Here is a 13,333-nt window from a genome sequence, read left to right on the forward strand (position 1 = left end):
TAACCGGCGACTACGTGCGAGAAGACTAACGGGCACGTCAGATTCGCAACTGTGGATCGCGTATTTTGTTAAGCCCGCTCGAACGGCCTGATAGTTCGGTATGGCGTCGGGATTTTTCATGCCGCAGCAGTCCGCTGTTTCGCCGCGAGCGCGGCGAAACAGCGGACGGTTTTGAGTGGCGACCTACAGATCGAAGACGGTCGATCCGTTTGCGGTGCTGTAGTCGATGTAGATCCGGTTGTGCAGGAAGGGCATGGCGCCGGTGTTGGACAGTTCGGCGTTGTAGTCGTCGAAGGTCACCGTCGGTCGGTACGACGACGTGGTCGTGAAGGTGTAGAGCAGGGTGCCGTCGGCGTCATACACCGAGATCGGAACGCCCGCGGCCAGCACGTAGTAGGCGACCGTGCCGTCGGTGTTCTTGATGGCGACCATCTGGGAGGAGTTCACCATGGTCGACGGGATGGTGCCGTAGACGCCGCCCGAGTCGACCAGCAGATTGATCGGCGTGTTGACCCCGTTGACGGTCATCGAACCGATGACGTTCGGTGATCCCGACGTCGTCACGCGGGCCGGCAAGGGGTTGGGGCCGAACGTCAGCTTCCGTCCGACCTCGTCGATGTAGATGCCGTTCTTCAGGGCTCCGGGCAGGCCGGTGGTGACCAGGCCGGGGCCGGGGCCCACCGCGTTGGTGCCGACACCCAGGACGCCCACGACACCGTTGTTCGCCAGGAACTTGGCGAAGGCGGCCTGCTGCGTCGGGTCGGTGATGACGTTGACCGAGGTCGGCGCGGTGACGATGCCGCTGCCGAAGTTCACCGTGGTGTTGTAGGTGTTGTAGGTGTAGGTCAGGCCGCCGCTGTAGGCGCCGGTGCCGGTGTCGACCGAATTACCGAGGCCGGTCTGGCCGACGTTCTTGGCGTTGACCACCAGTCCGGACGATCCGGTGTCGACCAGGACCTTGATCCTCGGCCCGCCATTCACCGAGATGGTGACGATCGGCTCGACGCCCGCGTACATCGACAGCGGAACCGAGGCGTAGACGCGGCCGTTGGTCGCCGCCTGGGTCATCAGATCCTTGGCTTCCGGTCGGTTCCCCGCGTACATCCGGGCCGTCTTGATGGCGGTCACCGCTTTGCCGGGTAGCGCCTCGTTGGCCTTGAGCGCCTTCAGCGCTGCCGCATTGGTGGGGTCTGCCGCGTAGGCGTCCATGAGGGACTGCTGGTTCGCCTGGTACGTCGTGAGGTACTGGGCGGCCATCCTCAGCTCGTAGCGGGAGTATCCCGTGGCTGAGCTGGTGCCGAGGAGGGCACGTGCGGCCCAGATCTGCTGAATCGCCGTCGTTACGTACTCGTCGGCAGTGACGGTCTGGCCCGGCTGCCACGTCTCGGTGGGCGCCGGCGTGAGAGTCGCTGCGGCGCTGTTCTTTTGAGTCGGGATGGCCAGGGCCGGCAGGGCGCTGATCAGGTGGCTGACGGTCTGGGTGGTGCCGACGACTGAGTCGGTCAGGAACTCCTCCGTGCGCTGCGCGGCAGCGCCGAAGGCCTGACCGACGGCGGCGAGCACCGAGAGAAGTCCGGAGATGTTGGCGGGAGCGCTCGGCGATGAGAGGCTGCTCAACGCCTTGGCGGTCGTGTTGGGAATCGAAGTGATTGCGGCCGTGGGTGTTTGGGTCGCGGTGACCGTGATCTGCGGAGCAGTTGCGGCGGCCAATGCCGTGGGTGCCGGTGCGACGGACGGCGCTGGGTCCGGCGTGTCCGTGGTGGGCTTGAGCGCGGCGGCCGCTTTCAGCGGATTCTTCTTCGACGGGTTGTTGGTCACCGCCTGGGCGGCGGCCGTCGGCAGCTTCGCAACGGTTCCGGCGTTCGGAGCGGTGGCCGCTCGCCCGTTGTTGTCGTTCTTGGTGCGGCGATTGTTGGTGGGCTTGGGGTCGCCGTCGGTATCCGTAGTGGCGTCGCCGGACCCGTCGGTTTCCGACACGGCCTTGGCGGGCGCCTCGTCGGCCGCGACGGTGGCGTCCTTCTTGTCCTTCTTCTTGTTCTTCTGCGCGGGCGGCTTCTTGGGCTGCGCCGGAGTCGACGACGATGTGGAGTCTGCATCTGCCGACGTGGTGGCGCTCGCGACGGCGGCACCGCCCAGCAGTGCCGCGCTGACGCCGACGGCGGCTACGCCGGTGCCCAGCCACGTCGATACCGCCAACTTCCGGCGCTGCGGGCGACGGTGTGCACCAGGCATTTCGGGTCCTCCATAGTCACGCCGCACGGCCACCAGACCCCGGCAGATCAACCGCTGCTGCGGCAGTACCGCTCAGCAGTCTGGCAGACCGGCGTCGAACCGCAATACTGACTGCAAATTAACAGTTGCGGACGGGTGCCGCAGCGGTTCTGGCAAAGTAATTTGCCGCGATCGTCAATATCGCGGCATGGGAGGTCCTCCGGTATCTGACGCCGGTGAGTGCAGTTGTCAGGGCTGCCGCCGCGGCGCGGGCGGGGCGATGTGGGCAAACGGTAGGCGGTGCGACTGAACGGTCCACAGGCTGCGGGAAAGAAGGTCGCCCTCAACGCCGACGCCGGACCCAAGCTGACCAAGGCGACGATGAACGAGATTCAGCTCGGCAAAGTCAAACTCGCCGATGCAATCTCCGCGAACAACGTCACCGTGGAGGGTAGGCGGCAGTCGGTGGACGACTTCGTCGGACTGCTCGACACCTTCCAGCTCTGGTTCAACATCGTGACGCCGTGACCAGGGCACTTGCGGGTAGGTTTTGGCTCAGCGCGATTCAATCCTGGTGAACCGAAGCAATTGCGTTGAGTCCACCTGCATCTTCGGTAATTGACGTTGCTGCACCTCCTTTCGTTGTGTTGACAGCAAACTGGTGCCTTCCTAGCGTCCGGGCCAAGCTCACGACGGAACGACACTGGGAGGCAGCTTGTGGCGCAACCGCTCCAGTCGTCTCCGCGCGCCTCCGCGGCCTGGGCGCGCCCCGCTGTGGCGGTCGGCGATTTCATCGTCATGGCCGGCGAGACCTTCGCCGCCATGCTCCGTCCGCCGTACGCCTGGCGTGAACTGATCGAGCAGATCTGGTTCGTCGCGCGCGTCTCCGTCGTACCTACCGTCGTGCTGTCGATTCCGTACACAGTGCTGATCGTCTTCACGCTCAACATCGTGCTGATCGAGGTCGGCGCCGGTGACCTGTCCGGTGCCGGTGCCGCGCTGGCCTCGGTGACGCAGGTGGGGCCGGTGGTCACCGCGATCGTGGTGGCCGGTGCCGGCTCGACCGCGATGTGTGCCGACCTCGGCGCGCGAACCATCAGGGAAGAGATCGACGCGATGAAAGTCATCGGCGTCAACCCGATCCCGGCACTCGTCGTGCCCCGCGTACTCGCCGCGACGTTTGTCGCCGCGATGCTCTATTCCATGGTCGCGGTCGTCGGCCTGGCCGGCAGCTACTTTTTTGTCGTCTACATCCAGCACGTCACCCCGGGCGCGTTCATCGCGGGCATGACGTTGCTCACCGGACTGCCGCAGGTGATCGTCTCTCTGGTCAAGGCATTGCTGTTCGGCCTGTCTGCCGGGCTGATCGCCTGTTACAAGGGCCTGTCGGTCGGTGGCGGCCCGACCGCAGTCGGCAACGCGGTCAACGAGACCGTGGTCTTCGCCTTCATGGCGCTGTTCCTCATCAACATCCTGGCGACCGCGTTCGGCGTGAAAGTGGCGCCGTGAGCGAGCGTGCGAGCGAACCAAGGGCTGGGGCAACCGTCCTCAATCGCACCCGTCGGCTGGGGGAGCAGACGGCCTTCTACGGCAGTGCTCTGGCCGCCACCGCCGACGCCGTCCGGCGTTATCCGGGCGAGGTGCTGCGGCTCATCGCCGTCATGGGGATGGGCACCGGCGCGCTCGCCGTCATCGGCGGCACCGTGGTCGTCGTCGGATTCCTCACGTTGTCCACCGGCGCGCTGATCGCGGTTCAGGGTTACAACACCTTGTCCAACGTCGGTATCGAAGCGCTGACCGGCTTCCTGGGGGCCTTCCTCAACGTGCGCTTCATCGCGCCGGCCACCGCCGGGGTGGCACTTGCCGCCACGATCGGGGCGGGGGCGACGGCGCAACTCGGCGCCATGCGCATCAACGAGGAAATCGACGCCCTGGAAGTCATGGGGATCCGGGTGATCACGTACCTGGCAGCCACCCGGATCGTCGCCGGTGTGGTGGCCGTCGTCCCGATCTACACCGTGGCGGTGTTGATGTCCTTCCTGGCCACGAGATTCGGGACGACGATGATCTACGGCCAGTCGCGGGGCGTCTACGACCACTACTTCACGACGTTTCTGCACCCGAACGACCTGGCCTGGTCGTTCTTCGAGGCGCTGGCCATGGCCGCCGCGGTGATGGCGGTGCACACGTACTACGGCTTCACCGCCACCGGCGGGCCGGCCGGAGTCGGCGAGGCCGTCGGCCGCGCGGTGCGCACCTCGATCACCGCCGGCGTGTTCATCCTGCTGACCATCACACTGTCCGTGTACGGACAGTCCGGCAACTTCCATCTGGCGGGCTGAGCCGAATGGGGAAGGGAACCAACGGCACTCGGCGCGAGCACGTCGACCCGATCTGGTGGGCGCCGGTGCTGGTGCTGGTGGTCGTCGCCCTGACGGCGATGACGTGGTTGCTCTTCTCCGGATCACTGCGGGAAACCGTTCCCCTGACGCTGATCTCCGATCGTGCCGGCCTGGTGATGGAAGACGGCGCCAAGGTGAAGCTCCGGGGCGTGCAGATCGGTGAGGTGGAATCGATCGGCAGCCGCACAACCACCGCGGGACAGGTGCTTTCGACCCTGAAACTGCGGATGGACCCGGGACCTTTCGCTCAGCTGCCCGGCAATGTCGAGGCGCAGATCAGGTCCAGCACCGCGTTCGGCGCGAAGTACGTCGAGCTCAACGTGCCGTCGACCGGTCCGAGCGGTGGTCACCTCCGGTCGGGTGCGGTGCTGCAGTCACGGAATGTGACGGTCGAGGTCAACACCGTGTTCGAGAACCTGCAGTCGGTGGTGCAGGTGATCGACCCGACGAAGCTCAATTCGGTGCTCTCGGCGGTGGCCGAATCACTGCGCGGCAAGGGTGATGTCATCGGGCAAGCCATCAGCGACGCGAACAAGGTCCTGCTGGAGGTGAACCCGCGCATGGACACGGTTCGCAAGGACTGGCAGCTGTTCGGTCAGACCACGCAGGCCTATTCGACTGCGGCGCAGGACATCCTGTCCACGTTGGACTCCTTCTCGACCACGGCCACCACCATCACCGGCCAGTCGAAAGAACTCGACGGTCTGCTGCTGTCCGCGGTCGGATTCTCCCGGTCGGGCATCGACACCATCGGCGCCAACCAGACCAACCTGGTGCTGGCGATGAACCTACTGAGGCCGACCACCGCACTGCTCGACAAGTACTCGCCGACCTACACCTGCCTGTTCCAGGGTGCTCAATGGTTCCTGGAGCACGGCGGTCGGTATGCCATGGGCGGCAACGGGAAATCGGTGATCATGGATGCCGCGCTGCTGGCCGGTGCCGATCCCTATCGGTTCCCCGACAACCTGCCTGTCGTCAACGCCAGCGGTGGGCCGGGTGGCAAGCCGAGCTGCGGTTCGCTGCCCGACGTCAGTAAGAACTTCCCGGTCAAGTATCTGGTGACCGACACCGGGTTCGGTGACGGGTTGGACATGCGGCCCAACCCGGGTATCGGTTTCCCCGGCTTCGCCAACTACTTCCCGGTGACGAAACCTGAGCCGGAGCCGCCGCGCATCCGGTACCCCGGAGGCCCGGCGCCGGGCCTGCCTGGGGTCGAGATGGGTGTGCCCCAACCCGCTCCGGGGGCACCGTGAGAAGCCGGATCCGTGGGATCGCAACCCGTGTCGTGATTTTCACCGTGGTCAGCCTGCTCTTCATGTTCGGCTTGCTGACGGTGTTCGGGCAGTTCCGTTTCGATTCGCGCGCCTCCTACCGGGCCGTGTTCAGCAACGTGTCGGGCCTGAAGGGTGGGAACTTCGTCCGCATCGCCGGGGTCGAGGTCGGGAAGGTCAAAGACCTGACCTTGCACAAGGACGGGACTGTCACCATCGACTTCGCGATCGATCGCCAGCTCACGCTCACCGAGGGCACCACGGCGTCGGTCCGCTACGAGAACCTGATCGGCGACCGCTACCTGGCGCTCGAGGAAGGTCCCGGATCGGTACGGAAACTCCTTCCGGGCCAGACGATCCCACTGTCCAGAACCTCGCCCGCGCTCGATGTCGACGCGCTCATCGGCGGCTTCCGGCCGTTGTTCCGTGCGCTCGATCCCGACCAGGTCAATGCGTTGAGCGGTGAGCTGCTCCGGGTGTTCCAGGGCCAGGGCGGCACCATCTCGTCGGTGCTGGCGCAGACGTCGGCACTGACGACAACGTTGGCCGGTCGCGATCAGCTCATCGGTGAAGTCATCACCAACCTGAACACGGTGGTCGGGACTTTCGCGGCCCGCGACACCCAGTTCGCCGACGGCCTGGACAAGCTCTCGCAATTGGTTCAGGGGCTGGCCGATCGCAAGTCCGATATCGCGGCCGGGGTGGCGAACATCAACGCGGCGGCGGGATCGGTCGCAGATCTGCTGACCGTGGCGCGGGAACCTATCAAACAGATTGTGCAGCAGACGGATCGGGTGTCGGGGCAGATCGAGGCGGACCACGACTATGTCGACGATCTGGTGAAGACCCTGCCCGATGCGTACCAGATTCTCTCGCGCAACGGGTTGTACGGCGACTACTTCAGTTTCTACCTCTGCGATGCGCTGCTCAAGCTCAATGGAAAGGGCGGCCAGCCCGTGTACGTCAAGGTCGCCGGCCAGGACTCGGGGCGGTGCACGCCGAAATGACGCGAAAGAGATTGAACATCAAGCCACTCGCCGAACGTAACCGCTTGGCGGTGGGCGCGACCGGCATCGCGCTGATCGTCGCGATCGTCGTCGCCGCGTTCAGCTACGACAAAATCCCGTTCATCAAGGGCACGACCGACCATGAGGCGTACTTCGCCGATGCCGGCGGTATCAAGACCGGCAGCGACGTGCGGGTGTCGGGCCTGGGTGTCGGGCGGGTTTCGGGAATTCACTTGGAGGGTGCCAAGGTTCGGGTGGACTTCACGGTGCGCGACGGCGTCGAACTGGGCGACCGCACCGAGGCTGCGATCAAGACCGAGACGGTGCTCGGCACCAAGGTGCTGGAACTGACCCCGCGTGGCGACCGAAACCTGGACGGTCCCATCCCGATTGAGCGCACCACGTCGCCGTACGATCTGCCGGCGGCGCTGGGTGACCTGACGACCACCATCAGCGGTCTGGACACCACCCAGCTGTCGTCGGCGCTCAAAACGCTGGCGCAGACGTTCCAGAACACGCCGCCCGAGCTGAAGTTGGCATTGGAGAGCGTGGCACGGTTCTCCGACACGCTCGGCACCCGGGACGCGAAGCTGCGCCAGTTGCTCGCCGACGCCAACAAGGTGAGCTCGGTGTTGGCCAAGCGCAGTGACCAGATCGCGCGGTTGGTGGTGAACACCGATGCGTTGCTGGGTGAGATTCTCCTCCAACGTAATTCGGTCGAGACGTTGATGGCCAATGTCAGTGCGGCCACGCAGCAGCTGTCCGGTCTGGTGAAAGACAATCGGACGCAACTCAAACCCGCCGTCGACAAGCTCAACGGCGTGCTGGGCATCCTCGACAACCGCAAGCAGGAGCTGCAGCGCACGCTGTACCTGCTGCGTCGCTACGCGATGTCGTTCGGTGAAGTGCTCGGCGCCGGACCGTTCTTCAAAGCGTCGCTGGTCAACCTCTTCCCCGGGCAGTTCGATCAGCCGTTCGTCGACGCTGCGTTCTCCGACCTGGGCCTGGACCCGAACGTCCTGCTGCCGTCGCAACTGACCGAACCCGGCGTCGGTCAGCCCGGTACCCCTCCGCTGCCATCGCCGTACCCGCGCACCGGCCAGGGTGGACCACCGAATCTGACACTGCCCGAAGCCATTACCGGCAATCCGGGTGATCCGCGCTACCCGTATCGGGAACCGCTGCCGGCACCCGCGCCGGGTGGGCCGGCGCCCGGTCCGCCGGCACCGGGCCCGGCTCCCGGTGAGGTACCCGCGCCGACGGTCCCGCACCCGACGCCGCTACCGCCGTCGAACCATTCACCCAGCGGCTCGCCGGGTGTCATTTCGGACCCGGTCTCCCCGGTGGGAGGGCGGTGACGATGTCAGTTGATCTGGGTACGAAAGACATTCGCCGGCGCCGGATTTGGCGGGTCGTCATTGCGGTGAGCCTCGTCGTCACGTTGACGGTGGCGGTCACGGGGTTGGCTGGGTCGTGGTGGGAGAAGGTCAGCCGCAACACCTACGTCGCCTACTTCACCAACACCAACGGTCTGTACACCGGCGACGACATCCGGATCCTGGGCGTCACCGTCGGCACGGTCGAGAAAATCGAACCGCAGCCGCAGTCGGCCAAGGTCACCTTCTCGGTCGACTCGCAATACCCGTTGCCCGCCGACGTCCGCGCCGCGATCCTGTCACCCTCACTGGTCAGTGCGCGGGCCATCCAGCTGGTGCCGGTCTACACCAGCGGCCCGAAACTCGCCGCGGGCGGCACCATTGCGCTGGACCGCACCGTCGTGCCGGTCGAGTGGGACGACTTCCGTCAACAACTGGAGAAGCTCACCGACTCGCTGCAGCCGACCAGTCCCGGCGGCCCCAGTGCTGTCGGCGAATTCATCAACAGCGCAGCCGACAACCTGCGCGGCCAGGGGGACACCGCCCGCGACACCGTCATCAAGCTGTCGCGCGCCATGTCGGCACTGGGCGACCACAGCACCGACATCTTCAGCACCGTGCGGAACCTGCAATTGCTGGTGTCCGCATTGTCGTCCAGCAGCGACCTGCTCGCCTCGTTCAACACCAACATGGCGTCGATCACCACCGCGTTGTCGAGCACGCCGAACAACGTCGCCGATGCGACGCGAAATCTGGATAGCGCGGTCAAGGACCTGCGCGGGTTCATCGCGGAGAACCGGGAAGGGCTCGGCACCACCTTCGACCATCTGGGTGCGATCACCACGGCGCTCAACGACAGCCGCACCGACATCAAACAGGTGCTGCACATCGCGCCGACGGTGTTCCAGAACTTCACCAACATCTACGACCCCGCGCAGAGCGCCATCACCGGCATCCTGGCGCCGGTCAACTTCGCCGACACCGTGCAGTTCCTCTGCGGCGCAATCCAGTCCGCGGCACGGGCAGGCTTCGAGCAGTCCGCCAAGCTGTGCGTGCAGTACCTGGCGCCGATCATCAAGAACCGGCAGTACAACTTCCTGCCGATCGGCGGCAACCCGTTCGTCGGCGCGACGGCCCGGCCCAACGAGGTCACCTACAGCGAGCCGCGGCTGCGCCCGGGTGGGGCGCCCGTGCAGGAGACTCCGCCGGCGGGTCCGCTGCCGGCAGAGGCGCCGGAGCCCACACCGACCGATCCCGGCCAGGGGTTGGCCGGCCTCATGGTGCCGCAGCAAGGGAGTCAGCCGTGAAGCGCCTGGTGACCGTGGCCCTGATCCTCGTCAGCGTCCTGGCGCTCCCGGGATGCCAATGGCGAGGCCTGAATTCGCTGACGTTGCCCGGTACGGTCGGCGACGGGCCGGGCTCGTACACGATCCAGGCGCAGCTGCCCGACGTCGTGGTCATCCAGCAGAACACCCGCGTGCGCGTGGGCGACGTCAACGTCGGCAACGTCACCAAGATCGAGGTACAGGACTGGCACGCGCTGGTCACCATGCGCATCGACGGTGATGTCCACCTGCCCGCCAACAGCACCGCGAAGGTCGGTCAGACCAGTCTGTTGGGCTCGATGCACATCGAGCTCAGCCCGCCCACCAATGAGCCGCCGCAGGGGCAGCTGACGAACGGCGCGGTGATCCCGTTGTCCAGGGCCGCAACGTATCCCACCACCGAACAGGCGCTGGCGTCGGCGTCGATCCTGCTCAACGGCGGCGGGTTGGCCCAGCTGCAGGAGATCAACCAGACCTTCGCGAAGGCACTGGCCGGCCGTGAGAACGACATGCGCAGCCTGCTGACCCAACTGGACACCTTCATCTCCCGGCTCAACGCCCAAACCGACGACATCATCACCGCCACAGAGAATTTGAACTCGCTGGTCGGCCAGGTTGCGGCGAACCAGAAGACTGTGGACAAGGCACTGACCACCATCCCGCAGGCGTTGGCGGTGCTGGCCGAGCAGCGCGAGAAGCTGGCGAACGCGATCGATGCCGTCGGACGGTTCAGCGCCGTCGCGTCATCGACGGTGCAGCAGACCAAGGAGAGCCTCGTCGCCAATCTGCGGAACATGGTGCCCGTGCTGCGGTCGCTGGCCGACTCGGGGCCGGCCCTGACCAAGGGACTGGACTTCCTGTCGACGTACCCGTGGGTGAAAAGCAATCTGGGCAAATGGTTTCGGGGCGACTTCGCCAACATCACGATGATCATCGACCTGACCTTGAGCCGGCTCGACAGCAGTCTGTTCACCGGGACCCGGTGGGAGGGCAACCTCACCGAGCTCGAGATGCAGTGGGGCCGCACGATCGGTCAGATGCCCAGCCCGTATACCGCGGGCAACCCACTGATCGCTCCCTACCACTTCGGGGGGTACTGACATGCTGCGTCTGCGCTTGTCCCGCACTGTCTGGACCCAGCTGGCGATCCTGGGTGCTGTCACCGTGATCGCCTGCAGCGTCATGGCATTCGGCTTCGTGCACGTGCCTGCCCTGCTCGGATTCGGTCGCTACACCGTGACGGTCGACCTGCCGGAATCCGGTGGGCTGTACCCGACCTCGGTGGTCACCTACCGCGGTACCGAGGTAGGCCGGGTCAAGGCTGTCGACGTGACCCCGAGCGGAGTCCGTGCCGTGCTGAACCTGGACTCGTCGATCACAGTGCCGGCGGATGTGTCGGCCTCGGTGCACAGCCGCTCCGCCGTCGGCGAACAGTTCATCGAATTGCGGCCTACGGCAGCGGCATCCGATTCAGGTCGCACCTTGCGCGACGGTGCGTCCATCCCGGTGGCCAAGGTGCAGATTCCTCCGGACATCGGCAACCTGCTGGATGCCACCAACCGGTCGCTCGAGGCCATCCCCCAGGAGAATCTACGGACCGTCGTCGACGAGGCGGACAAGGCGGTCAGCGGGCTGGGGCCTGAGCTGTCCCGCATCATCAACGGGTCCACGTCGTTGGCCACCGAGGCCGGCAAGAACGTCGGCGCGATCACGCATTTGATCGACCAGAGTCCCGCGGTACTGAACTCCCAAGTGCAGACCGCGGATTCGATCGCGACCTGGGCGGGGCGGCTGGCTTCCATCACCGGCCAGTTCAAGGCCCAGGACACGGCCTTTGCAGAGTTGTTGAAGCTCGGACAGCCGACTCTGGACGAGGGCCGGGCGTTGTTCGATCGGTTCGCACCGGCATTGCCCTTGCTGTTGGCCAACATGGTCAGCCTGGGCGACATCGCGGTCACCTACCGGCACGACATCGAACAACTGCTGGTGCTGTTCCCGCAAGGCACGGCGTTGATGTCGGCCATCGCGGTCGCGGACGCGGATCTCAAGACGCCGTACCGGGGCATCTATCTGGACTTCAAACTCAACATGAACCTGCCGCCGCCGTGCAACACCGGCTTCCTGCCGGTCAAGCAGCAGCGGGTGCCCACCGAGGTGGACTACCCGGAGCGGCCGGCCGGTGAGCTGTACTGCCGTGTTCCGCAGGACTCTGACCTGAATGTCCGTGGCGTGCGGAACATTCCGTGCGAGAACAATCCCGCCAAGCGGGCTCCGACCGTTGAGATCTGCGAGAGCAACGAGCAGTACGTGCCTCTCAATGACGGCTACATCTGGAAGGGCGACCCCAACGCCACCCTGACGGGCCAAGGCGTACCGCAGTACGCACCAGGCACCGATCCACGACAGCGCCCCGCCGCTGCGCCCGGACCGGCGCCCCCGGTGGCCTTCGTGCCCTACGACCCCAAGACCGGCAGCTACGTGGGCCCGGACGGCAAGCCCTACACCGACTCCGACCTGGCCGCCACGACGAAAGGCAAGACATGGCAGAGCATGCTGACACCGAACAGCTAGACGCTCCGGTCACGGCGCCGAAACCGTCGCTGCGACAGCGATTGCCGCGAATTTCGCCATTTGTTGCGGCGGGTCTGGCGCTGGTGGTCGCCGTCGGCGGCCTGGCGGGCTGGTTGGGTTTGCGGGCCCACCAGGCACAGCAAGGGCAGGCGCTGCGGAGCCTGTACGTGCAGACCGCCCGCCAGGCCGCGCTGAACCTGACCACGATCAGCTACACCGAAGCGGACAACGACATCCGCCGGATTCTCGATTCGTCGACCGGAGCGTTCCGCGAGGACTTTCAGCGCCGGTCGGAGCCGTTCGTCGCCGTGGTGAAGCAAGCGCGATCGAAATCCGAGGGCACCGTCACCGAAGCCGGCCTGGAGTCGGTGAATGGCGATGGGGCACAGGTGCTCCTGGCGGTGTCGGTGCGGACGTCGCTGGCCGAGGCGCCGGCCGGCCCGCCGCGAAACTGGCGCATGCGGATCAGTGTCGCGAAAGACGGCGCGGGCGCCAGGATCTCCAACGTCCAGTTCGTGTCGTGAGGGGCGGTCAGGACAACATGAAGGACAGGTCATGACAGTCGATGTCGAAGAACGCGCCGCCTCGCTCGACGAGGCAGAGGTGGCCGAGGCTGAGGTCGCTGAGGTAGAGCTCGCCGAGACCGAAACCGCACCAGCGCAGGCTGACTCGCGGAAGCCATGGGCTCGGTGGACCGGTGTGGCGCTGGCGGCGGCGGCGATGCTCCTTGCCGCCGGCGCGGGATACCTGAAATGGCAGGGTGATTCGGTGCAGTTGGCGCAGAGCGCGGCCACCGAATCGGTGCGGGCGGCAAGCGACGGGACCGTTGCCATGCTGTCCTATCGCCCCGACACGGTTGATGCAGAACTCAAAGCCGCCGCGGACCGGCTGACGGGAGGCTTCCGCGGCGAGTACATCAAGTTGGTCGACACCGTCGTGGCCCCCGGGGCCAAGCAGAAGCACATCTCGGCCGTGGCAACCGTGCCCGACGCCGCTTCGGTATCGGCCACCGAAAACCACGCTGTGGTCCTGGTTTTCGTGAACCAGACCACGACCATCGGAAAGGACGCGCCCACCGCTTCGACTTCGACGGTGCGGGTGACTCTCGACAAGGTGCACGATCGATGGCTGATCTCGCAGTTCGACCCGGTGTGAGCCGGGGGTTGC

Annotated in this window: 12 protein-coding genes; 11 read left to right on the forward strand and 1 reads right to left on the reverse strand. The window is 65.8% G+C overall.

The window, feature by feature from the left end:
- Positions 1-183 precede the first annotated feature (183 nt).
- Positions 184-2,232: a PecA family PE domain-processing aspartic protease gene (locus tag EB75_RS28340; protein WP_142239375.1), complete on the reverse strand. Its 2,049-nt coding sequence runs from the start codon at positions 2,230-2,232 to the stop codon at positions 184-186.
- A 279-nt stretch (positions 2,233-2,511) separates the two neighbouring features.
- On the opposite strand from EB75_RS28340, the gene EB75_RS28620 reads away from it, so the two are divergent.
- From EB75_RS28620 to EB75_RS02050, 11 genes are all read left to right on the forward strand, one after another.
- Positions 2,512-2,739, forward strand: coding sequence for an alkyl sulfatase C-terminal domain-containing protein (locus EB75_RS28620; RefSeq protein WP_073693809.1), 228 nt, complete (start codon positions 2,512-2,514; stop codon positions 2,737-2,739).
- 270 nt (positions 2,740-3,009) lie between these two features.
- A complete protein-coding gene (locus EB75_RS02005; protein ID WP_051128409.1) occupies positions 3,010-3,720 on the forward strand; it encodes an MlaE family ABC transporter permease in 711 nt (236 codons plus the stop codon).
- Positions 3,717-4,553 carry an ABC transporter permease gene (locus tag EB75_RS02010; RefSeq protein ID WP_073693810.1) on the forward strand — a complete coding sequence of 279 codons (837 nt, stop codon included), beginning with the start codon at positions 3,717-3,719 and terminating at the stop codon, positions 4,551-4,553. Before EB75_RS02005 ends, EB75_RS02010 begins: the two co-directional genes overlap by 4 nt.
- Before the next feature lie 5 nt (positions 4,554-4,558).
- The gene (locus EB75_RS02015) at positions 4,559-5,869 is read left to right on the forward strand and encodes an MCE family protein (RefSeq protein ID WP_073693811.1); all 1,311 of its coding nucleotides are present in this window, start codon (positions 4,559-4,561) and stop codon (positions 5,867-5,869) included.
- Entirely contained in the window at positions 5,866-6,894 is a 1,029-nt protein-coding gene (locus EB75_RS02020; RefSeq protein WP_073693812.1) for an MCE family protein, read from the forward strand. Before EB75_RS02015 ends, EB75_RS02020 begins: the two co-directional genes overlap by 4 nt.
- A complete protein-coding gene (locus tag EB75_RS02025; RefSeq protein ID WP_142239377.1) occupies positions 6,891-8,252 on the forward strand; it encodes an MCE family protein in 1,362 nt (453 codons plus the stop codon). Before EB75_RS02020 ends, EB75_RS02025 begins: the two co-directional genes overlap by 4 nt.
- A 2-nt stretch (positions 8,253-8,254) precedes the next feature.
- Positions 8,255-9,577: an MCE family protein gene (locus EB75_RS02030; protein ID WP_073693813.1), complete on the forward strand. Its 1,323-nt coding sequence runs from the start codon at positions 8,255-8,257 to the stop codon at positions 9,575-9,577.
- Positions 9,574-10,695, forward strand: coding sequence for a virulence factor Mce family protein (locus EB75_RS02035; protein ID WP_073693814.1), 1,122 nt, complete (start codon positions 9,574-9,576; stop codon positions 10,693-10,695). The genes EB75_RS02030 and EB75_RS02035 overlap by 4 nt, the downstream gene beginning before the upstream one ends.
- Before the next feature lies 1 nt (position 10,696).
- Complete coding sequence (locus EB75_RS02040; RefSeq protein WP_083611886.1) at positions 10,697-12,166, forward strand: MCE family protein; 1,470 nt, start codon at positions 10,697-10,699, stop codon at positions 12,164-12,166.
- A complete protein-coding gene (locus EB75_RS02045) occupies positions 12,136-12,690 on the forward strand; it encodes an Rv1363c family protein (protein WP_073693815.1) in 555 nt (184 codons plus the stop codon). The genes EB75_RS02040 and EB75_RS02045 overlap by 31 nt, the downstream gene beginning before the upstream one ends.
- A gap of 31 nt (positions 12,691-12,721) precedes the next feature.
- Positions 12,722-13,321 carry a hypothetical protein gene (locus EB75_RS02050; RefSeq protein ID WP_073693816.1) on the forward strand — a complete coding sequence of 200 codons (600 nt, stop codon included), beginning with the start codon at positions 12,722-12,724 and terminating at the stop codon, positions 13,319-13,321.
- Positions 13,322-13,333: the final 12 nt, after the last annotated feature.

The sequence above is a fragment of the Mycobacterium sp. ST-F2 genome (assembly GCF_001905655.1).
GTDB lineage: Bacteria > Actinomycetota > Actinomycetes > Mycobacteriales > Mycobacteriaceae > Mycobacterium.

Bases quoted from the DNA above. Each gene is read 5' to 3' on its own strand.
- EB75_RS28340 (WP_142239375.1), bottom strand. From the start codon at position 2,232: ATGCCTGGTGCACACCGTCGCCCGCAGCGCCGGAAGTTGGCGGTATCG.
- EB75_RS02005 (WP_051128409.1), top strand. From the start codon at position 3,010: ATGGCCGGCGAGACCTTCGCCGCCATGCTCCGTCCGCCGTACGCCTGG.
- EB75_RS02015 (WP_073693811.1), top strand. From the start codon at position 4,559: ATGGGGAAGGGAACCAACGGCACTCGGCGCGAGCACGTCGACCCGATC.
- EB75_RS02025 (WP_142239377.1), top strand. From the start codon at position 6,891: ATGACGCGAAAGAGATTGAACATCAAGCCACTCGCCGAACGTAACCGC.
- EB75_RS02030 (WP_073693813.1), top strand. From the start codon at position 8,255: ATGTCAGTTGATCTGGGTACGAAAGACATTCGCCGGCGCCGGATTTGG.
- EB75_RS02040 (WP_083611886.1), top strand. From the start codon at position 10,697: ATGCTGCGTCTGCGCTTGTCCCGCACTGTCTGGACCCAGCTGGCGATC.
- EB75_RS02045 (WP_073693815.1), top strand. From the start codon at position 12,136: ATGGCAGAGCATGCTGACACCGAACAGCTAGACGCTCCGGTCACGGCG.
- EB75_RS02050 (WP_073693816.1), top strand. From the start codon at position 12,722: ATGACAGTCGATGTCGAAGAACGCGCCGCCTCGCTCGACGAGGCAGAG.